This is a genomic window from Haladaptatus pallidirubidus (assembly GCF_020700235.1).
GTDB lineage: Archaea > Halobacteriota > Halobacteria > Halobacteriales > Haladaptataceae > Haladaptatus > Haladaptatus pallidirubidus.
In genome coordinates, this window is the sequence record NZ_CP085307.1 from 91,157 (window position 1) to 116,248 (window position 25,092).

At 52.3% G+C, this 25,092-nt stretch carries 23 protein-coding genes and 1 pseudogene; 15 read left to right on the forward strand and 9 right to left on the reverse strand.

What is annotated here, in order from left to right; genetic code table 11:
* Positions 1-277 precede the first annotated feature (277 nt).
* Positions 278-664 carry a hypothetical protein gene (locus LIX15_RS30130; RefSeq protein ID WP_227779097.1) on the reverse strand — a complete coding sequence of 129 codons (387 nt, stop codon included), beginning with the start codon at positions 662-664 and terminating at the stop codon, positions 278-280.
* A 107-nt stretch (positions 665-771) separates the two neighbouring features.
* Here LIX15_RS30130 and LIX15_RS30135 point away from each other — a divergent pair, with 107 nt between their 5' ends.
* On the forward strand, positions 772-1,236 hold the full coding sequence (locus LIX15_RS30135; RefSeq protein ID WP_227779098.1) for a cupin domain-containing protein: 465 nt from the start codon (positions 772-774) through the stop codon (positions 1,234-1,236).
* A gap of 527 nt (positions 1,237-1,763) precedes the next feature.
* On the opposite strand, the gene LIX15_RS30140 is transcribed toward LIX15_RS30135, so the two are convergent.
* The 3 genes from LIX15_RS30140 to LIX15_RS30150 all read right to left on the reverse strand — a co-directional run bounded on the left by LIX15_RS30140 (position 1,764) and on the right by LIX15_RS30150 (position 4,166).
* Complete coding sequence (locus LIX15_RS30140) at positions 1,764-2,684, reverse strand: glycosyltransferase family 2 protein (protein WP_227779099.1); 921 nt, start codon at positions 2,682-2,684, stop codon at positions 1,764-1,766.
* Positions 2,685-2,743: 59 nt separating this feature from the next.
* Positions 2,744-2,932 carry a hypothetical protein gene (locus tag LIX15_RS30145; protein WP_227779100.1) on the reverse strand — a complete coding sequence of 63 codons (189 nt, stop codon included), beginning with the start codon at positions 2,930-2,932 and terminating at the stop codon, positions 2,744-2,746.
* 907 nt (positions 2,933-3,839) lie between these two features.
* A complete protein-coding gene (locus tag LIX15_RS30150) occupies positions 3,840-4,166 on the reverse strand; it encodes an MFS transporter (protein ID WP_227779101.1) in 327 nt (108 codons plus the stop codon).
* A gap of 156 nt (positions 4,167-4,322) precedes the next feature.
* On the opposite strand from LIX15_RS30150, the gene LIX15_RS30155 reads away from it, so the two are divergent.
* The 6 genes and pseudogenes from LIX15_RS30155 to LIX15_RS30175 all read left to right on the forward strand — a co-directional run.
* Positions 4,323-4,775, forward strand: coding sequence for a VOC family protein (locus tag LIX15_RS30155; RefSeq protein ID WP_227779102.1), 453 nt, complete (start codon positions 4,323-4,325; stop codon positions 4,773-4,775).
* Positions 4,776-5,295: 520 nt separating this feature from the next.
* On the forward strand, positions 5,296-5,493 hold the full coding sequence (locus LIX15_RS30160; RefSeq protein ID WP_227779103.1) for a hypothetical protein: 198 nt from the start codon (positions 5,296-5,298) through the stop codon (positions 5,491-5,493).
* 371 nt (positions 5,494-5,864) lie between these two features.
* Entirely contained in the window at positions 5,865-6,158 is a 294-nt protein-coding gene (locus LIX15_RS30165) for a hypothetical protein (protein ID WP_227779104.1), read from the forward strand.
* A gap of 116 nt (positions 6,159-6,274) precedes the next feature.
* Complete coding sequence (locus LIX15_RS34100) at positions 6,275-6,511, forward strand: DUF8066 domain-containing protein (protein ID WP_486327142.1); 237 nt, start codon at positions 6,275-6,277, stop codon at positions 6,509-6,511.
* Positions 6,512-6,801: 290 nt separating this feature from the next.
* Positions 6,802-8,217 (forward strand): amidohydrolase, encoded by a 1,416-nt coding sequence (locus tag LIX15_RS30170; protein WP_227779105.1) that lies wholly within the window; start codon positions 6,802-6,804, stop codon positions 8,215-8,217.
* A gap of 634 nt (positions 8,218-8,851) precedes the next feature.
* Positions 8,852-10,336: pseudogene (locus LIX15_RS30175) on the forward strand (dipeptide ABC transporter ATP-binding protein); the annotation flags it as partial.
* Between the two features lie 246 nt (positions 10,337-10,582).
* Here LIX15_RS30175 and LIX15_RS30180 read toward each other — a convergent pair.
* Positions 10,583-10,774 carry a DUF8118 domain-containing protein gene (locus LIX15_RS30180; RefSeq protein ID WP_227779106.1) on the reverse strand — a complete coding sequence of 64 codons (192 nt, stop codon included), beginning with the start codon at positions 10,772-10,774 and terminating at the stop codon, positions 10,583-10,585.
* Positions 10,775-11,223: 449 nt separating this feature from the next.
* Here LIX15_RS30180 and LIX15_RS30185 point away from each other — a divergent pair, with 449 nt between their 5' ends.
* The 6 genes from LIX15_RS30185 to LIX15_RS30210 all read left to right on the forward strand — a co-directional run bounded on the left by LIX15_RS30185 (position 11,224) and on the right by LIX15_RS30210 (position 19,087).
* The gene (locus LIX15_RS30185; protein WP_227779107.1) at positions 11,224-12,837 is read left to right on the forward strand and encodes an ABC transporter substrate-binding protein; all 1,614 of its coding nucleotides are present in this window, start codon (positions 11,224-11,226) and stop codon (positions 12,835-12,837) included.
* 33 nt (positions 12,838-12,870) lie between these two features.
* Positions 12,871-13,869 (forward strand): ABC transporter permease, encoded by a 999-nt coding sequence (locus LIX15_RS30190; RefSeq protein WP_227779108.1) that lies wholly within the window; start codon positions 12,871-12,873, stop codon positions 13,867-13,869.
* Positions 13,870-13,871: 2 nt separating this feature from the next.
* Positions 13,872-14,861 (forward strand): ABC transporter permease, encoded by a 990-nt coding sequence (locus LIX15_RS30195; RefSeq protein WP_227779109.1) that lies wholly within the window; start codon positions 13,872-13,874, stop codon positions 14,859-14,861.
* Positions 14,862-14,877: 16 nt separating this feature from the next.
* On the forward strand, positions 14,878-16,002 hold the full coding sequence (locus tag LIX15_RS30200) for an ABC transporter ATP-binding protein (protein ID WP_227779110.1): 1,125 nt from the start codon (positions 14,878-14,880) through the stop codon (positions 16,000-16,002).
* A gap of 1 nt (position 16,003) precedes the next feature.
* Complete coding sequence (locus LIX15_RS30205; protein WP_227779111.1) at positions 16,004-17,305, forward strand: ABC transporter ATP-binding protein; 1,302 nt, start codon at positions 16,004-16,006, stop codon at positions 17,303-17,305.
* A 771-nt stretch (positions 17,306-18,076) separates the two neighbouring features.
* Positions 18,077-19,087 (forward strand): agmatinase family protein, encoded by a 1,011-nt coding sequence (locus tag LIX15_RS30210; RefSeq protein ID WP_227779112.1) that lies wholly within the window; start codon positions 18,077-18,079, stop codon positions 19,085-19,087.
* A 3-nt stretch (positions 19,088-19,090) separates the two neighbouring features.
* Here the strand turns inward: LIX15_RS30210 and LIX15_RS30215 are convergent, their stop codons facing one another.
* Positions 19,091-20,140 (reverse strand): NrpR regulatory domain-containing protein, encoded by a 1,050-nt coding sequence (locus LIX15_RS30215; RefSeq protein ID WP_227779113.1) that lies wholly within the window; start codon positions 20,138-20,140, stop codon positions 19,091-19,093.
* 100 nt (positions 20,141-20,240) lie between these two features.
* Between LIX15_RS30215 and LIX15_RS30220 the strand changes: the two genes are divergently transcribed.
* The gene (locus tag LIX15_RS30220) at positions 20,241-21,674 is read left to right on the forward strand and encodes a sodium:solute symporter family transporter (protein ID WP_227779114.1); all 1,434 of its coding nucleotides are present in this window, start codon (positions 20,241-20,243) and stop codon (positions 21,672-21,674) included.
* A 134-nt stretch (positions 21,675-21,808) separates the two neighbouring features.
* On the opposite strand, the gene LIX15_RS30225 is transcribed toward LIX15_RS30220, so the two are convergent.
* From LIX15_RS30225 to LIX15_RS30235, 3 genes are all read right to left on the reverse strand, one after another.
* Complete coding sequence (locus LIX15_RS30225; RefSeq protein WP_227779115.1) at positions 21,809-22,105, reverse strand: SRPBCC family protein; 297 nt, start codon at positions 22,103-22,105, stop codon at positions 21,809-21,811.
* Between the two features lie 194 nt (positions 22,106-22,299).
* On the reverse strand, positions 22,300-22,746 hold the full coding sequence (locus LIX15_RS30230) for a VOC family protein (RefSeq protein WP_227779116.1): 447 nt from the start codon (positions 22,744-22,746) through the stop codon (positions 22,300-22,302).
* A gap of 507 nt (positions 22,747-23,253) precedes the next feature.
* Positions 23,254-24,765 carry an amidase family protein gene (locus LIX15_RS30235; RefSeq protein WP_227779117.1) on the reverse strand — a complete coding sequence of 504 codons (1,512 nt, stop codon included), beginning with the start codon at positions 24,763-24,765 and terminating at the stop codon, positions 23,254-23,256.
* Positions 24,766-24,906: 141 nt separating this feature from the next.
* On the opposite strand from LIX15_RS30235, the gene LIX15_RS30240 reads away from it, so the two are divergent.
* Positions 24,907-25,062, forward strand: coding sequence for a hypothetical protein (locus LIX15_RS30240; protein ID WP_227779118.1), 156 nt, complete (start codon positions 24,907-24,909; stop codon positions 25,060-25,062).
* The last annotated feature ends 30 nt before the right edge of the window (positions 25,063-25,092 follow it).

The window sequence follows — 25,092 nt, forward strand, 5'->3', positions numbered from 1 at the left end:
CTGTATCGAGGCAGTATCTGTTGCTAGTCACCAATACCAGCGGATTTTGCAGCTATCTCGTATAGCATCAATAGATCCATGATCGGCGTTAAAGTCTCTCGGGAGGTATCCTGATTACTCGAGTAAAGTCGTCAGTGTCTCAGGAGCATCGTCGATTATTGGAGTATTATCTTTTGCGAGCGTTCGTTGGTCGGTGATCTCCTAGACCTTCACTTGCCGTACTAGGGATAAAAAGGCGGGAGCAGTGGTTAGTTCGGTAGTTCCTTCCGTCCTGCTCTCACGCATGGACAGTACGGGAAACTACTGAGGCCGTCACAGTCGCACTCTGCCAGTTCAGCATCGTCTTCGCAGTCCTCTGACAGAAACGCATCAAGTACCCGTCGTCAGTTGCGTTTTCGACCGCAGTCATGTGTTTGTAGAAGGCGTTCCGGTGAACGTGGTGTGAGCAGGTACACGCCATTGCGTCGCCCGTCACGTCGTCCAACGTGACAACGTATTGATGCTTAGCAGGGTTCTTGTGACTCTCATTGGTCACGTTGACCATTCCAAGGGCTTTAACGTCGAAGGAGAATTGTTCCCACTGCGCGCGTTTCTGTGCCGTCTCGGCAGTGTCTTGGTCTTTAGATTTTTGATAGGCAGGTTCTGATAGGCTTGGTACGAGCATGTCTGATAGATAGTACACAGGAAACTGTGTGCCACTTTTATGATACTACCCTCACCTATTTGCACACCGCCAGCCTCAACTCATCTAGACCAACAGGAGCCAAACGAATGGAGACAACACGCATAGGGAACGAAGATTCTCGGGCAACGGCGGGGAAAGTATTCCACCCGCTCTCGGAGATACTCGATACAAGCAATGTTGCGATCAACTATTACGAGGTACCACCTGGCGAGACCATCGGAGACTGCTATCACCGCCACCATGAACAAGAAGAGGTGTTCTACGTCATTGCAGGGACTGCGACATTTGAAACTGAAGATGGCGATGTAGTAGTTGATGAAGGCGAATTAATACGATTTGCACCAGGTGAATGGCAGCAGGGGATGAATCATGAGAGTCCTCGGCTCAAAGTGCTTGCACTGGGTGCACCGCGTGAAGAAGGACCAACGGAGATCCGTCGTGAGTGTCCTGCCTGTGGCGAACGGACGTCGGCAGAGCCCGAGACAACGGATAATGAGCTGGTCTATTATTGTGGAGTCTGTGGAGCAGAGACCGGTCGCTATTCATTCTAAGGCGTTCACCAGAAAACGCATCGTATTGAATGTTCTCTCAATCAATTTTTAGATAGATTCGAATAACGGATAATGATTTGACGGCTGCAATGACAGATGTGAGAGCGCGATACTCAGGTCAGTATACTGAGGAAACAGCTGACGATCACATTCTTACGGCGATACGTGATTCGGAGTTTCCTGCTGTGACCGCTCGGTGGGTATCGGATACGCTTGGTGGTGAGCGGCTCTCTGCTCACCAACGGCTATCAGAAGGGATCCTACTCCACGAAACGCTATTCCGCCTGTTTCACTTGACCGTGAATCCGTCCGTCACTGGGCCAAAGCGGTGAGTATGAATTAGATTCTCTGCAAAAAAGAATAGGACGCCTCCGAGATTGAGAGGAATGAGATAACTATACGCCATTTCTTATTCATCTCTAATTCATCCATATACTGACCAATCGTGCTTATCAGCACGACTCCTGAAACCGATCATCGATTGAGACTTTCAACAAGGCCAGTCATCGGTGTTTCAACTTCAAAATTCAGTTCTCAGACACAGCGACATCAAATTTGCTCCGCCATTCATACCTACGGCCTGCCCACACGAACGACTTTCGTGAGACACCATACAGAAACAGTGGGAGTTGAACAAGGGCAGACGGATACGCGAGAAGTGCTGTCCACCGTTTCACCCCGACTGAGAGATAGATAGTGATATGCAATAGCGTCAACAGAACCAGTGCTGGGATCGGGAATAGAAGACACGCAGCTAATGTTATCGCTGAGGTGAAACACATTATAGCGAACCCTTTCGGATCGTGGTACCGCACAATCTGAGAGAAGCGGGTGTGGCGTTCTAGTGTTTGGCGGAAACTCCCACCGATAGGGACGGTTCGAACTCGTCGAAGTGGTGTGACGTCGAGATATTCGGTAAGTAGGCCATCATCACTGATGGTTTGCTGGAGATTGCCCAAGAATGCGGGTTCATTGAGGTCAGTTCGTTCAAACATGACGGCACCGCCCCAGACGATATCTCCAAGGTATACTCCGAGTGTCCCGCCGAACGCATATGCTGGCTCTAGCAGTAGTGCCAGCGTGTCTTCCCCGATGAAGAACGGTAGTTCCGTAACGGGGCCGTTTCTATTGTAGTCCTGGTGAAGTTGTGACAGCCAGTCTGGTGGATGGTGGAAGTCATCATCTGTCCACACGAGTCGTTGATGTGATGCTTCGTTCATTCCTGTCGCAATTGCATTCGCTTTTCCGGAGCAGCTCCGTGGACTACCTGCAAACAACACTTGTATCTGGTCAGGTAGCGAGGGCGCTTGATCAGCAATAGGGTCGTTTTTTGAGTCGCAAATGATGAGGAGCTCGTCTTCATCGCCTAATTGTGCGCTTAGTTCCTCACATACAGAGTTCCAAGTTGTGGTCGGGAGAAGAATAGATGTCGGTGGGTAGTCGTCCATATACAAGTGTTAGAATACATGATAAACTAACTTACGGCAATGTAATCAGAATTGAGAAGCTATTCACAATTCTCCTTCGATTTGTTCTTATTAGTCTCGTTGTTCTTGTCGCCGTCCTCTGACGGAAATGCCTCAAACGTCCCGCCGTCAGTCACGATTTCGACAGCAGCCATGTGTTTGCAGTTGGCATTGCGGTGGACGTGATGCGGACACGTGCAGGCCATCTGTTTGAAGATACCCCCGCTCATCACAAATCGAGTAGCCAATGCCCGGCATATTCTCCCGACTAGCATGGCCCTCACGTTAATTTAAACGTGGATAACTCGTTTGCAGTAACTTCAACTGGTGTGTGCATCGAAAATATCTGTGAGGTGAACAATCGGCGCCATGAGTTCGAGATTACGATTGTAATACTCAAACAGGAAATAATACTATCCGAGGAACCAGCATGAGATATACAAAGCGAATACCTCTTATACTCGTGGTTCTCGCACGCAAATGGCAACAAAATCACGACCTGTGGCTTGATTTGATCGTCAAGGTCGGTGTGACCCCTATGACCCGTTTGAGATTGAGAACATGGACATCGGGCGGCAGCTTGAAACAGAAGCTGGAGTGTGAACTGTTCGTGGAGTCGGCGCGGTGTCGGTGCGGCGGCGTTTTTAAGGATACCTACTAATGAATATCGTATTTGACCCGATGTATGGCACAGCGGTACATGCGTTGGAACTTGAGATACCAGAAATGTCACTTATTGTCTGCAATTGCATTGATGAGGGGCAGACACAAGACGGCCCGCGTCTCATTGAGTGGACTGACGGCGACGATGAAGTGTGGGCAATGTTCGACAAGATACCTGCTCGTCGCGTGGAGCAACCAAGCACCCCTTTAAGTTACTAATTCTCGCAGCAATATATCTATCCAAAAATATATTTCTGATATTAAATATTGTTTGGTTATTAGCGGCGAACAAGTTGCTGAGTGCTTCTATGCCTGCACTGGGAATAGATAGCGAAGTCTCGCCGTAGGGACGTCGCCTTTGATAGTGGTCACTGCTTTCCAATTCGAAGATATACGTTGCCTGACAGTGACGCTAATGAACTCGTGTCCACGAGTTGCGCGACGACATTGACCGGTGAGGCTGCCACAGGAGTGTCATCTGTACTCGCAGGTGTTGGCCCTCAAACAGGCATATGGGGTTCCATTGCGGACGAATCCGACGCAGGCACCACTCAGAAGGAGGGAACTGGTTATCAGGCTTTTTCGGTGACCGATATAGTCCCCGAGGCAGCCCGCCGGAAGCTCACCCACGAGCGTCACGCCCATGGCGATCGTGTTTAGGAGCGCGATCTGCGAGAAGGTGAGATCCTGATTGCGAAGAAACAGGATGAGGATCGGCCAGATTAATCCAAAAGTAACCGTGGCCTGGTAGAGATAGTACTTGAGGATGACTCGAGATGGTCCTCTGCCATTCCAACTCATAACACTAATCCGGTGGTTGTAAAGAAGGGATCACTGAACGTGAAGAAACACATAGGCGTGGTTTTGTAGCTATTCGTATATACCTTCCCTCGTATGTCAGCGGTACCTAGACGCCTGCGAGGGATTATAGAGTAGAACGTCTAAGGAGTGAATGATATGGGGATACTGCGTTTCGATCATGTAGGTGTTGTCGTCGATGACCTTGACGCCGTGGCCGCGTTCTTCCTCGCCCTGGGATTCGAGCGCGAGGGCGGGGCGCTGGTCGAGGGCGAGTCTGTGGACAAGATCAACGGACTTGACGGCGTCCAAGCGGAAGTGGTGATGGTGCGAGCACCGGACGGCAGCGGCAAGCTCGAACTCGTCAAGTACCATGCGCCGGCCGACAATGAGGGCGCGCACCACTTGCCGGCGAACCGGCTGGGCTTTCGGCATATCGCTTTCGAGGTCAATGACCTCAACACGATCGTCGACGGATTGCGAGACAAAGGTTTTGACACGGTCGGCGAGGTCAGTGATTTCGAGGACATCTATCGGCTCTGTTATATCCGCGGTCCTGAAGGATTGATCGTCGAGCTCGCTGAGCAGATCGCCTCCGAGGAAGCGAGCTAGGCGGCTGTACGGCTCTCCGACTTCCATATCTGGCCGCGATGAGCGGTGATATCGCGGACGAGGATCCCCGCTCAACGCCATCGGCAGTGCCCGCCTCGGCTACATCCGGCTATATGCCGCCGATCGATCACGCGCACAATGCTAGGCTGAACGCCGATCACTACAATCAGCGAGCACTCATCGAATCGGTCAGCTTTTTTCGTTGTCTGAGCCGTAGAAGTGCCTATCTTCCTTCTACAGGAGAGAGATTTACTGATTTGGCTACCAGTTAGGATATGTGTAGAGAATTAACGCGTTGAACTACTCCGCCGAACACGCCGATTCCTCGCACATTCTCCTAACGTTCTCAGCCGTCTCCATGAAAACGACGGGTTTCGCAAGAAGTGGCCTGAAGCTCGTCGCGTGATTTGGATTCGACCGGAGTAGCGGTCGCTTGTGAAAACTGGGTAGCATATTTAGAATCAATGCCAAGTATGATAATTTTCGAATTATTTTTTACCAATAGATGAATAAGAGATGTATGATGTCCATTCTCAGCTACGCTCTCAGTATCGCAATTGTGCTTGCTGGTCTGTTTGTATTCACATTCGCTGCTGACAAGCTCTACACAGAAATTGGGCTCTTTCAATCAACTCCAGCTCGTATCGCTGCGAATCTGTTGGGAAGCGGTGTTGGATTTGTTATCGGTGTTTCGCTTGTGACCATTGCTTCGATATAGGCTAAGATCAATTAATCAAATAGTTTCAAATCGATCAATAAGCCACCTATAATGACAAGCCATCTCACTAAGACGGAGCGAAACCGATTGCTGATTGGGGTCTTTCTGTCGACATTCATTACCACGTGGGTGACCATGAATTCAGTTGTTGAAGCAACCCTGTCGGGCTTTCTAGGGGTTTGAGGAGTTTATCTGCTGTTCATTCGAGGAACCGAATTTCGCGATGGGTGAGGAATAGTTGTATCGATGAACAATCGTATCATAATAGTCTCTTCAGTTGTTGTAGTTCCTTTATCGACGACCCGAGTGAAGAGCAATTAATTCTACCTCTCAAGTAGGAATTATTAATGCAGGACCCATTCTTCTAACCAATGATGAACTTCGAATACCGATCACCGCGAACCCCGCTTGGACTGTTTGTTGGAGCGTGGGCCATTTGGTCGCTTTATGCGATTTGGACAAGCGGAATCGATTGGCAGAGTGGTGGTGCTATAGCGACTGTTGGGGGATTCACAGCAGTCTGTCTCGGCTGTCTTGTGTGGGCAATTGGGGCAACGACTGGTGATTCTTTAGAACGGCCGATTCCGTATCGACGACTCATGCAGCTCTTCGGTGGCCTTGGAATCCTGTTTCTTGGTGGACTTGCTCTTGTAGTGTTCCTTTAGGCAAAAACCATTGCATGGGTATCTACTTGAGAGAAGAGCCGTGTCGGGGTTGAATTGGGAATAATTGGTTGCATTTTCGTCGAACAAAATATAATCTCACAAAGAATATTAGAAGTATGTCTATAGAAACTCGAAGACCAATATACAAAATTGGCCTCATCGTTGTAGCGATCATTACTCTCCTGTACAGTGTTCTGATTGCAGGTTCACCACTGCTCTGGGTTGGATTGGCATCGTCGGCGTTGACGTTCTATTTGGTATGGCGAGCAGTCCGTGCACTCGAACGGATTGCATTGGCAACAGAACGCCTAGAAGCACAACGTCAGGATGGTGACGAAGGTTGGGAACGATAACTAGGCCTCTCTGAAGTCGAACAGCAATTTTGGTATCAACAGACCGTCGTGCTGACAGCAATTTGCAGGAATCGGGAGATTGTGGATGATGAATATTTTTAGTCCATGGTGAATTTGTCGGGAACATCTAGATAGTAGGGATGTCTGTAGTTCAGGCAAGCAGCGCACCTCCTCTGTAGGAGCTGATCGCAAGTTCAAATCTCTCCTAAGTCCTTCCTTTTTGCGCGAAAAAGCGGTGAAGACCGGTAGGGAGCCGAACGTTGATGATCGCGGCATGCGAGTGGAAAGGCATGACGAAGGCGAACGTGTTCGAAGACATCGAGAGCGACCGAGAGCGTCTGATATCAATGGCCCAACGCATCTGGGAGACGCCAGAATTGGGTCTTCACGAAGAGCAATCGGTGCAAGTGCTCATAGACCGGTTGAAGGAGGAGGGATTTGACATTGAAGTCGAACTCGGTGAGATGCCAACAGCATTTGTTGCCTCCTACGGTAGTGGTAATCCGACGGTCGGCATTCTCGGCGAATACGATGCACTCCCGGATCTTTCCCAAAAGGTAACATCGGAGCACGATCCCGTCGAGCAGGGTGCGCCAGGACATGGCTGTGGTCACAATCTCTTTGGGGTCGCAGGTGTCGGCGGAGCAATCGGTGTAAAGCGTGCTATCGAACGCGGTGAGATCGACGGAACCATCGAGTTCTACGGCTGTCCAGCGGAGGAGACGCTTGTTGGCAAGGTCTTCATGGCTCGCGACGGTGCATTCGATCATCTCGATGCGGCGATAACGTGGCACCCTGGAAATCTTAGTACGCCTACGCTCGACCGATCACTCGCACTCGACTCGATCCAGTTCACTTTCGAAGGCGTATCTGCTCACGCCGCTGCGTCACCAGAATCCGGTCGGAGTGCACTCGACGCTGTCGAACTGCTCAACACCGGAGTAGAATATATGCGCGAACACATCTCCGAGAAGGCCCGCGTCCACTACGTCATCACGGACGGCGGCGACGCTCCGAACGTAGTACCTGCAGAAGCGACTGTCTGGTACTATGTCCGCGCTCCCACGCGTGCAGAAGTTGAACGCATTAGCGACTGGTTGTCCGATATCGCCGGAGGTGCGGCGGCGATGACCCAGACGGAGGTGGAACACCGATACATCACTGGGTGCTGGGACTATCTTCCCAACCACACCGTGACTGCTGTCATTTGGGAGACCATGCAAGAACTCGGAAAGATTGGCTACTCAGATGACGACCACGCGTTTGCAGCAGACCTCAAAGAAACGATTGCGGGCGAGCAAATTGATGCGAGTCTCAAAGACGTCCCCGAGGAGTATGTAGATGAGATCCAACAGACTGGGCTCTACGACATACCAGTTCCACCGCATGCGGAGGGTGACGTTGGAGGAGGATCAACTGAGGTGGGCGACGTGAGTTGGATCACGCCGACCGGCCAGTTCCGAGCAGCGACGTGGGCGGTAGGAACGCCGGCTCACACGTGGCAGGCAACTGCAGCCAACGGTGATTTCGGACAGAAAGGTGCCGTCTACGCTGCGAAAGTTCTAGGGGGAACGGCTTACTCACTGCTCAAACACCCAGATATCGTCGATAGAGCGAACGAGGAGTTCGATGAAACAACTGGTGAGCAGAGTTACGAAACGCCGCTTCCACCGGAAGCTGAACCTCCGTTCGATATCACCTCATAGTATGGGAGGGTCAACTCATCACAATGACCCTACTACCTTCTCGACCACACGACCGGCTCAAGAATACGGACTGATGATCGCACAGTACACTGCTGCTGTGCTACGAGCCGAGTCCACTGTCTATGATTGATATCGATGTCCGGAAGGAGAGAAAATTTATTCAGAATCGCTTGGCAGGTCTTTCCGTCCCGTTCGTACACACTCCCAACACGGGAATTCCCTGAGCTCAGCACAGTCACACTCGTCCGATTCCGTATCCGCTCCTTTTTTAGAGGCACTGTTTGTCCTGTCACCGGTTGCAGTGGCGGATGCAGCCCTTAGGAGGGGAAATTCTACTATCCTTATCTCTGATGTATGAGCCATAGTGACCATTCGACAGAAGCTGCCATAACCATGCGCCAACACCGTGGTGAAAGTGGTTAGCCGACTGCTTCAGCGGCTGGATTTCTGGCGAAAGAGCGCTTCTCGCGTCACTTTCACCACAATCGTCCTGTCATTTTCGTGTGCTGTGTGGATCCGAGAGTCGTGCCTGTCCAATGCGTCGTTTTTTCCTCCCCGAACTTCTTCCAGAGTGGTTATTTTTGATCATTTCAGTAGAGAGGGCACCTCGAGAATGACAAACACATGAATCGCGATTGGCGAAGTGATGCATGGTCAAGAACGCGTCGATAGTTCGTTACTGCTCATCACGCACGAAATCGGCGTTATCGCCGAGACCTGTGATGAACTCTCGATCCTCTATGGCGGGAAGGTGATGGAACAAGGGAGCACAGGTAACGTACTCATCAATCCGACGAACCCGTACACGATGGGGCTGAAAAATTCGTTCCCGGAGATCGAATCCGGAACGGATGATGCGGTATCGATTCCCGGATCACCACCGAACTTGAACACCCCACCGACGGGATGTGCGTTCGTTGACCGCTGTCCGTTTGCCGACGAAACATGTGAAGGGTCCCATCCGGATTTCGTTGATTTACCGAATCGAAATCAACGTTCGGCCTGTCATCACGTCGATCGGGCCGCGCAAATCCGACGTGACGCCCGCCAACCCGAGACGTGGGGCGTCGAAACCACTAGAGAGGATACCCACAAGGAGCAAGACGTTATCCTCTCGGTTTCGGATCTAGAAAAACACTACTCACAGAGTCAGTCGCTGATAGACCAATTCCGAGGCAACGAACCACCCAAGGTCAGAGCCGTTGATGGAGTTTCGTTTTCCGTCTCTCGATCGGAGATACTCGGAGTCGCTGGTGAGAGTGGGTGTGGAAAATCGACGCTTGGGGAGACGATCGCACTCCTTGAGGAACCGACTGGTGGTGAGATACTGTTCGACGGGAAGTCAGCAGAGGAGTATCAAAAAGGTGGAATGAAACAGTTCCGGGAAAAAGCCCAAATCGTGTTTCAGGACCCCTTCGATTCGCTCAATCCGCGAATGACTGTCTGGAAACTCGTGAGCGAACCGCTCAAAATCCACGACCGATCGCCGACTGATCGTGAAGCGGTAGTTCGGGAAACCCTGGAACGAGTCGGGTTGACACCACCCTCGAAATTCCTCGACCAGTATCCGCACGAACTCTCGGGAGGACAACGTCAGCGTGTCGCAATCGCTCGGGCGCTAGTGCTCGACCCCGACTTCTTGGTCTGTGACGAACCAGCGTCGATGCTCGATGTTTCATTGAAGGTTAACCTTCTCAACCTCCTTCGATCGCTTGCTGACGAAGAAAACATTGGGATTATTTACATCTCACATGACTTGGCGAGTCTCGCCCAGGTTTCTGACCAACTGGCGATCATGTATCTGGGTCGGATCGTCGAAATTGGCGAGACTGACCGTGTCGTGGAGGCACCACAACACCCCTATACGGAACGATTGCTTTCGGCGACACCCGAGAAGGATCCATCCATTGATCGCGAGCGAGTCACGCTAGACGGAGAACCACCGAACCCAATCGAACTCCCGTCCGGGTGTGTCTTCGCACCGCGGTGTCCAAAAGCCCAAGATGAGTGCCGAGCTTCGAACCCTCATCTTGAATCGACAGTGGCCGACGATCACTCTGCAGCCTGTTTCTTCCCCGTTGAGAAGGAACCTGTCGACCGGACTTCCTCATCTGATTAATTACAAGACGATCCATTTTCCTATTTTGCCAGTTCTATTTTGGGCTATTGATGAAGACTAGTACTGTGAGGTGTCGAAGCGATTCATCAGGAGGTGAACATTAATCCATGATCCGCTTCACCAAAAAGATAGCTGGTGTTTCAGGAGTATCCTCGGTCGCTGCATCGGCACTTTCGCTGAGCGTTCGCTAGGCGGCCACATCGGACAGCGTCGTTTGGCGTGATATAAATGGAAGCAGTGAGTAGGTTAGTAGTCGATGAATGTGCCCTTCCGTATGGCTTCTGCACCACACCCATCACACTGCCAGTATGTGTGATCGACGTTGCCGTACTTGTCGTAGCCAGTATGTGGACCACTGATACACTCGTCTTCGTCGTTGTCGTCCGGTGGGAACGCTGTCAGCGTGCCGTTCTCTGTTGCGTTTTCGACGCCTGCCATGTGCTTGCAGACGGTAGTGCAGTAGATATGGTTCGGACATGTAATCTAAAGATTTTGCTGGTATCACGATGTGTTACAAACTAAAATAACCATCAGTTGAGATAAAATCGATCTCTTTTATAGTACCTCGCTTCCGAACTCATAGTATCCATTTACTATGGCGCATATATTATTTATAATTAAGTTGGATCAAATGTAGCGCCGGTTCCAGATGACTACTTTTATAATACTATTGAAATAATCCATAATCGGGCGGCTGAGTAGTGTTTATTGAATATTTATAGATTCTAGATATGAATTTTATTTATTATCATGACAAATATTACCTTCTATACTGTAATTTGAAATATATTATTGAAATCAAAATATCTGATATTAAATTATAAATACTTATATAGTATCCCTTCGGCCTATGAGAATGTCAAACGTTGGCGTTGGTGACTCATAAGATGACAAAGGAAAATATACCTGATAAGATAAAACGGCGCCGTCTCCTTCAGGGAGTCGGAGCACTTGGAATTACTTCCCTTGCTGGCTGTAGTGGAAGTTCAAACGATAATCCCTCGAATTCAGGAGGTCAGCAGTCGAACAGCGGCAGCACGCTGACCCTCGCCCAAGTAAAAAGTCCGCTGGAGTTCGATCCAATCGTTCTGAATGACGTTCCATCAACGCAGGTAACAGACCGCGTATTCGAAGGGCTGTACACGTACGATGCTGGTATCAACGTTGTCCCAAACATAGCAACCGGCGAGCCGGAGGTTAAGAACAACGGAAAGACGTACGTCGTCAAGATGCAGGAAGGGGTCACGTTCCACAACGGTGATCCGGTAACACCCGAGGACGTGAAATACTCGTTCGAAGCGCCAGTCAAAGAAGAAACTGAGAACGCTGCGGAGTTGAACATGATTGACTCCATTTCGCCGAAAGGCGACCGAACAGTTCAGTTTGACCTCAAATACCCATATGGTCCTTTCCTGAACACACTGACGTGGTCGATTGTTCCTAAGAAAGTTCGCGAAGAGGACAAGAAGAAGTTCAACAAAAAGAAGCCGGTCGGTTCGGGTCCCTTTAAATTCGATAGTTGGCAAGAAGGGAAGATGGCCAAAATCACGCGCTGGGAGGACTACTGGGGTGAGCCGAAACCAAATCTTGCCGCAGTGGAGTACAAGCCCATCGAGGAACCGACTACGCGGCTAACAAGTTTGCAGACCGGTGAGAGCGACGTCATCGAAGAGATCCCACCAAAACTCTGGAAACAAGTGCAGAATATGGGCGACGCGAACATCGAGTCGGTCGTCGGGATGGGCTACTTCTATCTCGCGTTCAACTGTAAGAACGGCCCAACGACCGACCCCAAGGTTCGGGAAGCAATCGACTACTGCTTCGACATGGATCAAGCCATCTCGAACTTCGTCGAACCAACCGGCGTTCGCCAGTACAGTCCGCTGCCGGCGCAAATCGCCAAGAAATGGAATTTCCCAGTTGACAAGTGGAAGAGTATCGCCCACGGGAAGGATATTAACAAAGCAAAAACGATGCTTGATGAGTCCGATAAAGTTCCAGACAATTGGAACGCGAACATCATCGTGCCGCCAGACGACAAGCGTGAACAGTTGGGCGTCACAGTGGCGAACGGCCTGAAGGAGGCCGGGTACAACGCGAACGTCCAGCGACTCGACTGGGGTGCGTTCCTCGATAAATACTCCTCGGGTGACCCCAACGATTACAACATGTACACGCTGGGCTGGTCGGGAACGCCTGATCCTGACGCCTTTACATATTACTTCTTCACGGAAGACGCGCATGGTTCGACTGACGGAACCTTCTACAACGGCGTTAATGACCAGATTGTGAACGCCCGAAAGACGGCAAGCAAGAAAGAGCGGAAGAAGCTTTACACCGAGGCGATCACCAAACTCCTCGAGGATCGAGTACATCTTCCAGCATATAACTTGAAAAACAGCTATGGGATGAAGAGTAACGTTCAAGGATTCAAGGCACATCCAGTCATGAGCTTTGCTCTCGCGACAGACTACACGAACGCATCCGTCGGATCGCAGTAGTCTCGTCCTTTCGTTTCAATACAAAAGACAGTCATGGGAATCCTCCGATACACACTTAGTCGTTTACTACAGGCAGTCCCGGTATTGATCGGTATCATAACAATAACGTTCCTGCTGACCAATGCGATTCCAGGCGACCCCGTCCAAATCATGCTCGGCCCCTCGCCAAGTGCCGAGATGGTCGAGGAAATCCGCGCACAATATGGGTTAGACGAACCACTACCAGTACGATACGTGAACTATCTCACGGCCGTCGCACAGGGCGATTTCGGCCAAAGCATTTACTACGGAACGCCCGTACTGACGAAGATTATGGAGCGACTGCCAGTAACGCTCCTCCTTATGCTATCCAGTTTTGGGTTTGCACTAGCGACTGCCATTCCGCTGGGAATTATCTCCGCTAAACGACGGAACAAACCAACTGATCATGTTTCGCGTATCGTCGCTCTTTTGGGAGTCAGTACGCCGTCGTTCTGGATTGGATTGATGCTTATTATCATCTTTGCGTATCATCTGAACGTCCTTCCAGCAACAGGAATCGTCCTTCCGTGGGCCGATCCAAGTTCGGTCGACGGGGCGTCCTCCCAAATTGACGTTCTCTGGGAATCGTTCACTCATCTACTCTTGCCAACCCTTTCGCTCGGAACCCTTCAGATGGCGGCAATCACGCGAATCGAACGGTCGTCGATGCTGGAAGTCTTGCAACAGGAGTACGTCAAGTTGGCACGAGCCTACGGTGTCGCCGAGCAAAAGATCGTCCGAAAACACGCCTTCCGCAACGCACAACTGCCCGTAATCACTGTTGTCGGTCTACAACTTACCTCCGCACTTGGCGGGGCAGTGCTAACCGAGACGGTGTTCAACATCAATGGGATGGGACGGCTCATCATCACAGCGATCAACAACCAGGATTATCCGTTAGTCATGGGGACGACGATCTTCTTTGGTTTAACGTTCGTCATCGGCGTCGTCCTCACTGACCTTTCGTATGCGTATATCGACCCCCGTGTAACCTACGATGAGGTGAACTAACAATGGGAACAAGTGAAGCGACCACAGAAACAGTCCGCAAACAAAATCAGAGCGATCACCAAGAGAACCAAGAGAAAATAGAAGCACGCGTGGGGTGGCGATATACGCTTGAACAAATTCGCCGCGACACGACCGCAAGAATCGGCCTCTATATTATTGGCTTTATTACAGCGGTCGCTATCTTCGCATGGATCGACGCGAAACTGCTCGATTACGCCATCGCCAGTCGATTTTGGTACAATCCGGTAAACGACCCCGCGAACGCGAGAATCCTTCTCCCACCAGTCGGGACCGAGAATACGTTCGGAAGTGGAATGTGGCAGTATCCGCTCGGCACCGACCACCGCGGACGCGACGTTCTCGTCCGGCTCGTGTATGGATCGCGTATTGCCATACAGGTCGGCATTGTTTCAACTGGCTTCGGGCTCATCTGCGGTACCCTCGTTGGCGCTGTCGCAGGCTATCACGGCGGTTGGATAGATGACGCGCTGATGCGCATCGTCGAGACGCTATACGCCATTCCATTCCTCGTGCTGGTTATCGCGTTCATGGCTGCGTTCGGGCGGGATTTAACCTTCGCCATGATCGGCGTCGGCATCACGACGATTCCGGTGTTCGCCCGTCTAATTCGGTCGCGGGTGGTCAGTGTGCGCGAAGAAGAGTACATCGAGGCGGCGCGAGCCGCCGGCGTTCGCGACCGCAACATCATCCTCCGGCACGTCATTCCGAACAGTTTCGCGCCTGTCCTCGTACAGGCGACCCTACAAGTGGGCATCAGCATCCTCATCGTGGCCGGACTCTCGTTCCTCGGCTTCGGTGCGCAACCGCCGACACCATCGTGGGGACAGATGTTGAGCCAATCACGCGGCTACATGCTTCCCGACCCATGGTTCAGCCTGTGGCCCGGCATCGCCATCCTCATCACCGTGATAGGGTTCAACCTGCTCGGCGATGGTCTCCGCGACGCGCTCGACCCCCGGATAAATAACTGAAATATCACTTACACAAATGTCAAAAAAATTGCTGCAAGTCGAGAATCTCAAGACACAGTTCTTCACCGAAGAAGGCGTCGTCCGCGCTGTCGACGGCATCTCTTTCGATGTTAAAAAAGGTGAAATCGTTGGTCTCGTAGGCGAAAGCGGAGCTGGAAAGAGCGTCGCTGCCCAGAGCATCCTCCGACTTATCGACCACCCCGGCGAAATCGTCGGCGGCGAAGTCCGGTTCAAAGACGACGTTCTCTTCGGTCTCGAAGAGGGGCCGGGCGGCGACCTCGAACCCCGTGACGAGATGCTCTCGAACGAGGAGATGCGACGCCGGATTCGGGGCACGGAAATCGCCATTATCTTCCAAGACCCGATGGAGAGCCTGAACCCGGTGTTCACGGTGGGTAATCAGCTTCGGGAGTTCATCGAAATCAATCGCAATCTCTCGAAAACGGAGGCAAAAGAGGAGGCGATTCACATGTTGCGCGAGGTCGGGATTCCGGAACCGGAAACGCGCTACGATAACTATCCCCACCAGTTCTCCGGCGGGATGCGCCAGCGCGTCCTCATCGCGATGGCGTTGGCCTGTGAACCGAGCCTTATCATCGCGGACGAACCCACGACGGCCCTCGACGTAACCGTCGAGGGCCAAATCCTCTCGCTGGTGAACGACCTGCAAGACAGATACGACACCAGTTTCATCTGGGTCACCCACGACATGGGCGTCGTCGCTGAACTGTGCGACCGCGTCAACGTGATGTATCTCGGCGAAATAGTGGAACAAGCGACAGTGGACGACCTGTTCTACGACACGAAACATCCCTATACACAGGCACTCTTGGATTCAATGCCGCGGCCTGACCAGACCGTTGAGGAGCTTAACCCTATCCGCGGTGTGATGCCGGAAGCAATCAGTCCGCCGCGTGGGTGCCGCTTCCACACGCGCTGTCCCGACGCCCGAAAGGTGTGTACGGAAGTGCATCCTGATTGCCGTGAGCTTACGGAACCGGGTGAACACTCCCACAAGGCAGCCTGTGTGAAACATGATGAGTTCGATGTTGGGTACGAAATCAGCGACCCCATCGATATTCGCGCAAAAACAGGAATTACCAGCGATATTGTAACTGAATCGACAAGAGGGGACGACTAATATGAGTAACTCATTAACGACCAACAACCAAACAGAGGACGAAGGAACGATCAGTAAGCCACTGCTCAAAGTCGAGGGACTCACAAAACACTTCTCGGATGGCGGTGGATTTCTGTCGGGACTGTTTGGCGAAGAGCAGAGAGTGCGCGCCGTTGAAGATGTTTCGTTCTCGATCCGCAAAGGGGAAACGCTGGGACTGGTTGGCGAATCTGGGTGTGGAAAAAGTACACTTGCCCGATCAATTCTCCGTCTTGTCGAGCCAACCGATGGTACTGTTTATTTTAAAGGAGAGAACGTGACCGCGTTGAGCGGGGAAAAGCTGCGTGCACAACGGAAAGACATGCAAATGATTTTCCAGGATCCGCAGTCGTCCCTTGATCCACGAATGAAGGTTGGTCCGATTGTTGAAGAGCCGATGAAGGCCCACGGGATGTACGATGCCGATGAACGAGAAACACGGGCACGCGAACTGCTCGAAAGGGTTGGACTCGACCCGCAACACTACAACCGCCATCCGCACGCCTTTTCGGGCGGCCAGCGCCAGCGGGTGAATCTAGCCCGCGCTCTGAGCGTGAATCCGGATTTCATCGTCTGTGACGAACCGGTGACTGCATTGGACGTCTCTATTCAGGCGCAGGTGCTTAATACGATGAAGAACCTGCAGGAGGAATTTGGGCTCACATATTTGTTTATCGCACACGACCTCTCGGTAATACGCCATATAAGCGACCGCGTCGCGGTAATGTACCTTGGCCAATTGGTCGAACTGGCGGACAAAGAAGAGCTCTTTGAGAACCCACAACACCCCTATACACAGGCACTATTGGACTCCATCCCAGTTCCTGACCCACGCAAGGCAGGAACCCGTGGTGTCCTCGAAGGTGACGTTCCGAGCCCCATCGATCCACCAAGCGGCTGTCGGTTCCGAACCCGATGTCCGAAACTTATCGCGCCTGCCGAGTATGAATTTTCACCAAATGAATGGGTGAATACGCGTCGGTTCCTCCGCGCTGTCGAACGACGGTCAATTGAACCGACGAACAAGTCCTCCCTCGAAGCCCAATTCTTCGACGCTGCGAAACCAAGCGGCGAGGCAGGTCGTATCGTCAACGAAGCAATCGCCCATGTCGTGAACGACGACTGGGAACGAGCGTCGGAACTACTCGTCACATCGTTCGCTGAACAGAGCATTTGTGCGCGGGAAATTCCTGCGTACGAAGTCTCGACAGAAAATGGAAAATCGCCTCATCATGCAGCGTGTCATCGTCACCGTAATGATGTCGTCGATAGCCGTCAAAAGTAGCCGTATTGCTTAATCCAGAGTCTTAGGAGCTGGTTTGGATGTCGTTTTCTAACCGATTTATCAGGGCCAGCGGTGAACAACAAACAGAAATCAACATCAGACGAGTTTGAATTATTGACTATCCAATTAGCGGCAGTAACCGTTAATAACTGTGCCATCGTCTATCGCATTGTCAGGGAGGTTGTCGGAAGGGGATACCGCGATTGTTGCACCCGTCCCCACTTCCTGTCATCCATTCGATGCTATTCACACCCCTAGCAACTGTGTTCTATACCTGGAAATTTATTCCGAGTCTCTGCTAAGTTTTGCTACAGATAAAATATAATCTATATATGCTAAAACTCACGAGGCGTCTCGTCGGTCTCTTGCTCGTGCCCTCGAAGTGAAATTGATGTCACTGACGTTTTTCGCTAGAGCGAGTACACTGCGAGGGTGTAGAGCGTTCAAGCCGGATTTTAGGTATTGAATTCAGCTGAGTCGAGATTACAGGAATAGATTTGCGAGTGATGACATTGTTTTGGTACGATGGTGCGATTGGCACAATGGCTCTGATTCCCTTTGCGATTACGCTTTGTCTGGTCACTGCAGGCTTGTTTCGGCTTGTTGATCCAATGATTCACCAGACGAAGTGAGGGTGCGATAATGACGTTGATTCTAGTTGAGAACTTGACCAAAATTTGTATAATAATTGGGTGGCAATATATTGCCACGCATGAGCTCGATGCTATCACTCACAAATGTAATTGTCAAGAAAACATTAGGTGGCCGCCAATGACTGACTCCGATCCGACACCTGCTGGGGAATTCCGAACCGCTCATCCAGGCGCAGACGTAGAGATGGCATACGCAGGAAGCAACACGTTTCTTAAGGGAGAGTCCCGCGACGTCGACGATCTCGATGACGTCGACGTCGGTGTTCTCGGAGTCCCGTACGACGGCGCGCTCACGAATCGACCAGGGGCCCGCTATGGACCCGAAGCGATTCGTCGGGCAAGCGCCTGGTGGGCGTACCTATCGAATTACAAAGGGGGACTGACGAACATGAATACAGGTGCTCAGGTGGACTATTCCGACCTCCACGTCGCCGATTGTGGCGACGTGCCGGTCTTTCCAATGGACTATGAACAAACCGCAGAGAGCATCCGATCACACGTCGCAACGGTCGCCGAACGGACGTTTCCATTCGTATTGGGAGGCGATCACTACTGTACGTACCCGGCTTTCTGCGGCTTTGCCGAGGGGTCGGGTGCAGACTCCGTCGGATTAGTTCAGATCGATGCCCACACCGACACCTCCAATGAGAGCGCGACATTCGGAAAACACTATCACGGGTCAAGTACGCGTCTCATTGCCGAGTCACAGTACAGTGATTTCGATCACATCAGCCAAATCGGTATTCGCGGCTACGAGAGCCCGAACTTTTTCGAATTCGCCGAGGAATCTGGTCTCAACCTCTATACGATGCGTGACGTTCACGACCGTGGCATTACCGATGTGGTCGTTGAGGCCGTTGAAGCTGCGGCAGCAGACACGGACGCGGTCTATGTGACATTCGATATCGATGGCGTAGATCCGGGTATTGCACCAGGAACCGGAACGCCGGAACCGGATGGGTTGAGCGCGCATCAGGCGTTGCAGGTGATGGAAATCCTAGGCACGCACGATGCGATCGGCGCTGCTGACGTGATGGAAGTCTCGCCGAAGTACGACCCGACGGAATCAACTCAGACGCTCGGAGCATACCTTGCTGTCACGCTCCTCGAACGGCAGTTCGCCGAATAACACTTAGTATTGTTCAGAGGGAAGTGCAGTTGTGACGGATTGAAACGCCGACCGTTCTTTCAATCCGTGTAACGTTGCCCAGGATTCACCGTAGTGTTCTTCGACAAGGAGGGAGATCGCAAGTTCACCGATCGCTCCATACGTCATGGAGGCAAAGTCCCACCCTGGTTGGCCGCACGGAAACGGACCCGTCTCTCGCGGCTTTCTAAGATCAATAACCCCGCCGAGTTGTGCTCGACTCGCAGCAGCGATGTCGAACGCCTCCTCGTATCGAACCACGGGAAATTCTCGGTTATCTACGACCAATAAGCTGGGAGCATCACCCTCGAGAAGCGGGCTAATCGACGGTCGCCCTGCCTCGATGAGGAGGTCCGCAACGTCTACGGTTGACCCCTCCCCGCTGATGGCATCGGTGTAGCGGAGAATGGCACCGCCATGCTCACTCGAGACAGTCCCTTCGTGTGCAAATCGCCCGGGTACCGAATCCGGATCCGGATGGTACTCCACGATTCCGGCAACCTGCAATTGGGTGGAGATCCCTCGTGACAGCAAGACACCATCGATAGTGATGCTCGACGGAAAGAATAGTCGAACGAGATCGTTGTGTGTTTCGCTCGGGGCTTCCTCGACCGCGACGGTGACAGGGCCAACGGGCAGGTCGTCCAAGGCACGTATCCTGTTCAAGGCCGCTTCAACTTTCGAAGCGGGAATATCGATAGCGGAGGTGACGAGTTCACCGGTGTTCTCGAACGGATCGTATGTGACTTGCCCGGTCAGCACAGCGATGCGTTCTCGAACCTGTTCAAGTCGGCCGCTGACGTGACCGAGTCGCAGTTCGGAGTGACCTTTCTCGGTCAGATCTCGGCCTCGGCCTGGTACTTTTTCGGTGAATCCGTCCGCATCCAATTCCGAGAGTAGGAGTCGGACGGTTCGTCCCTTAATGGAGTAGCCGCGTTGGTGGAGAAGATCGACTAGACGGATGCTTCCGATGGGCCCGTGCACCTCGATCAGACGAAGCAAATCGTACTTTCGATCATCGAGACAGTCGGACATATTGTCACAGTGGTGTGATACCCGATAAACGTACGCATTATTTCATTGGATGGGATCGCTAACAGCAACCTATTAATATTAAAGGTGGCAAGGTGATGCCATGGTTGTGTCACTCATAGACACCGGGCTGCTCATTCTGTATATGCTGGGTATGATTGGTATCGGCTACTGGGGATACCAAAATTCGGAAACGCTAGACGATTATCTCGTCGCTGGTCGCAACATCCCACTGTGGATGTACGTTCCAGTCATGTCCGCCGTCATTCTCGGAGGGGCATCTACTGTCGGTGGTGGAGGCCTTGGGTACCTCCACGGAATTTCGGGCGCTTGGTTGGTCATCTCGCTCGGTATCGGAACGATTGCACTTGGACTTCTCATTTCGACAAACCTCTCCAATCTCAAAGCCTACTCACTCGGTGAGGTGCTCGAACGGCGGTTCGATAAGTACTCCGGCACGATCGGTGCCATCATTGCCGGCATTTATGCACTCACCATCGCGATCACGCAGACGATTGCCGTTGGGAAGGTTCTCAGCGTTCTCTTTGGCGTTAACCAGAGTACGATGATTCTGCTTGCAGGGATTATTATTATCGCCTATACGGCGCTCGGTGGAATGCTCACGGTAACGATGACTGACTTCGTCCAGTGGTGCATTATGACCATTGGGATCTTCTGTATCGCTCTTCCGCTTGGTCTTAACTCGGTCGGAGGTATCTCCGGGCTCATGACTGAGCTTGAGCCGTCGTATTTCAGCGTCACGTCGATCGGGTTGGACACTGTCGCTAGCTACTTTCTGTTGTATGTCCTTGGTATCATGATCGGGCAGGATATCTGGCAACGTGTGTTTACCGCAAATAGTGCTGAAACAGCTCGAAAAGGGAGCATTGCTGCTGGAGCGTATGCAATTGTCTACGGTATTGCGACCGCGCTTCTTGGAATGATTGCGCTCGTTCTCCTTCCGCCGCTTTCCGATTCTGAACTTGCCTTGCCGCGACTGATACTGGAAATCGTTCCCGTCGGTTTCTCGGGGATTATCCTTGCTGGATTCGTTTCGGCGATGATGTCTACGGCGGACTCCGCGTTACTTGCGTCGAGTACCCTGTTCACGCGCGACGTCTACAAACGGTTTCTCAATTCCGATGCATCGGACGAGACGTATTCGAACGTCTCTCGAATTGTTATCATCGTATTGGGGTCGGTCATGACATATGCAGCGATCGAAATCGGGAATGTCGTCCTTGCTCTCACTCTGGCGTACGATTTGCTCACTGGTTGTATCTTCGTCCCGATCTTCGGCGCGTTCTTCTGGAAACGAGCAACGTGGCAAGGAGCGCTCTCTTCGATCTGTGCAAGCGCAGTCGTGGTCGTCACGACAATTTATTTATTCGGTTTCTCCTCGGATTTACCCATCATATTCGGCCTCGTATGTAGCGTTGTCATCTTCGTCCCGGTTAGTATCCTGTCGGGCCCACCCGCACAGAAAAAACTCGAACAGTGGGTTCGAACGCTTGATCCATCGGTCTCGGCCGAGTGATGCAGAGTCAAGCGAGTGAGCCGAATAGTAGCCCAGTGTCTCTGTGCGGCCTCAGAGACGAAGATACCGAAATCGATATGCTGGCTGTATACACTGTTTCGATACCGATTACGAACACAGACAGCGCACCAGTTCTAATTTGAGAGATGCAGATCGATACCCAAGACTGCCATTCGCGTATCGTCCGCCATATTTTCACAAGAGGGTGATACACCTGAGAGGGCTCTTAGTTGGGTCAATCCTTCTGAATTTGAAGGAATTCCAGTGTGCTCGAAATTATGGAACTGCTTGAATCCTCCATGACGAGTGAGATTGCGCAGAGCTTGGTGGCCACGTTGGTCGGCGTCTTCTTCGGGGATTGACTTGGGGATGCCCTCTTGGCGCACGGTCACCTTGGACTCACCCCCGACCGCTTCGAGGGTAATGGTCACGGGGCTGCGTTCCTAAACCCGCCGGAAGACCCCCATTCTGGAACGGCTAACCCGGGTTCCGGAACGACTCGTCGCGGGAAAGACGTCTTCCCCGATTGGGCCCGACGACGAATCGCTCTGTTTCCGACTGGTCCTGATTCCCGGGGACGCCCGGGCTCAAAACGATGACCGCCAAGAGCGTGGGGGGCGACCCGCTAGGCTCCGTCGAGATCCTCGGCCAACCCGACGATGATGCCTTCGGGGCCGCGCACGAAGCAGAGGCGGTACACGTCTTCGTACTGGGCGACTTCGCCCACGAGTTCGGCTCCGTGGGAGCGGAGGCGGTCGAGGACTTCGTCGATGTCGTCGACGGTGAACATGATACGGCGGATCCCCAGGGTGTTCACCGCCGGTTCCTCGGATCCGTCACGGGTGGCCTCGGGTGTGATGAATTTCGAGAGCTCGACGTGGCCGTGGCCGTCGGGGGTCCGCATCATGGCGATGTCGCTCTGGACGTTCTTGAGGCCCACGACGCGGTCCGCCCACTCTCCCTCGACGCGCGTCTCGCCCTCCAGCTGCATACCGAGCTCCGTGAAAAACGCCTTCGCAGTTTCGAGGTCCTCGACCACGATGAGGACGTTGTCCATTTGCTTGATCGCCATGGCCGAATAAACTAGGTGAGGGGTGCGCAAATAGGCTTCGCTGGCGGGGGAAGCGTGGCGGAAGGTTTCGTCGCGACCTTAGATCGGCTCCGTCTGCTAAGGCGAGCGGGGCCGGTTCCAGGCTCTCCTTATGCCCACTCGGGTCGGGGCGTCGATATGCCCTTGAACTGTGTCTATCGGTCCGAGCTTTCGCCAGATGACAACCGGCCAGTGACCGATACGCGCGCTGTATGCAGCACGATCGGTGAAAACTATCACCGATTGGCACAGCTGTCCAGAAAGCACGGAGCCGATGTATGAATTGGGCAATGAATGAGTGTAAGTCGCGGCTCCAGGATCAGTACTACGACGAGCAATTCTCACACTAATCTCTTTCTGATGACTGTAATTTGTACGTTCTGGGACGCCGAATCGAAGAGATCGGACTTGACCCCAAGTACGTTCTCCCCATCTAGCACGTCCATTGTGAAATCCCCACCAACCGTTGTCTGTAGACCAAAGAAGAAATTAAGGACTTTCTCCGAAACCAGCAGGTGGTTGTCGGTGTTTCGTTGCTTGTTCGTACGAATAGGCAAGTTCAAAGAGTCGCGGTTCGGCAAACGCTCGTCCTAGGAGTTCGACTCCAACCGGGAGTCCATCATCCGTGAAGCCGGCTTGCACAACTATCGAAGGCAACCCTGTATGTGCAGCCAACTCGCAGGGTAGTTCGTCAAACGACTGGTTATTGGGAAGTTTGACAGGCGGAATCGTCGATGGGGGATACAACAGTGCGTCGAGGTTCTGATCTACTAGTCGCTGTACGGTGTCTATCTTGATTTGGTGCCGTCTTTCGAGTCGCTGGAGGTACTCACGGTTCTCATCCAGCGTCTCTACGTCAACATCGAGAAGTTCACTGGTCGCAATTCGAGACTCTATTGCTTCGGCAACCTGGCCCGTACCGATGATTTCTGCGAGCGTGCGATACGGAGGTTCGTCTTCCAATTCCGCCAAGTAGTGGTCGAAATCACGTTTGAATTCGTAGGGAATGACGCGAGCGGACGCTAGAAATTCCTGATCGATTACCTCGACAGGATCAACAATCGTCGCTCCCGCCGCTTCCATCTCATCAATCGCAGTCTCAATGACAGAGGTTACTTTTGTGGCCGCTGATTCGGGAGCACTTTCCTCGTTTTGTAACCCGAAAAACGCTCGTACAACACCGATTCGTGCTCCGTCAAGTCCATGTTCATCAAGGTAGGAGACGTAGCCGTCATCGGGAATGTTCGCCACGCTTTGTGCCGTAATGGGATCCGCTGGGTCGTAGCCACTCAGGACATCAAGCATCCGTGCGGCGTCTGTGACAGTTCGAGTAATCGGCCCCGCCGTATCTTGGGTTTCACTCAGAGGAATGATACCGGTTCGACTGACTAGCCCCCTCGTTGGTCGAAACCCGACCAGATTGTTGAACGCAGGGGGCGATCGGACGGACGAACACGTGTCCGATCCCGTCCCGATCACCCCTAAATTGGCTGCGATTGCCGCAGCGGTACCGCCACTTGAACCGGATGGGCGTCGATCAAGGGCGTACGCGTTTCGTGTCTCTCCGCCAAGAGAACTGATCGTATCGACGCCATACGAGAACTCCTGTAAATTCGCTTTTGCGAGAATCACGCCACCCGCGTTACGGAGGCGTTCGACGATGAATGCATCCTGCGATGGCACTGACTCTGCTAAGGCCTTCGATCCTGCCGTGGTTGGCATGTCGTGGGTATCCTGATTGTCTTTTACGATGATCGGCACACCATGTAGGGGGCCGACAAAGCCGTCAGTATCGAATTGAGAATCGAGCTGTTTAGCCCGCTGGCGAGCGTTGGGGTTTACCGTTAGGATCGAGTGTAAATCGTCGTCGTACTCGTCTATTCGCGTCAGGTAACTGTCGACGAGCGATTCGGCAGTAATTTCGTGAGTTTCGATAGCCGCGTGGACTTCGTCGATAGTTGCTTCGATGACGTCGAAGGACTCCGTGTCAGTTTTGGGCATTCTTTGGTCACTGTTACCAACCCAGTACCAAACCATCTCCGATGAGAGTCTTCGTTGACGAACCAACGACTGTGAGACTATTCACGGGCTCACCAGAGAAAGGTGGTTATTACTGTTGTACCTTCTCTCGGTGGATATTCAATGATGAGAAGGTGGCTTACTGTCGGTCTCGGATTGCCGTTCGACGAGAGTGTTGATTGGGTTACGAATGAAGGAGTCGAGTTCGTGCAACTCCTACTCGCTGCTCGTGACGACGAGGTTCTTGGGGTACTTACAACCGATTTGGGTTCGAAGTAGCTGCCCCAGTATAGAGTTGCCATACACTGA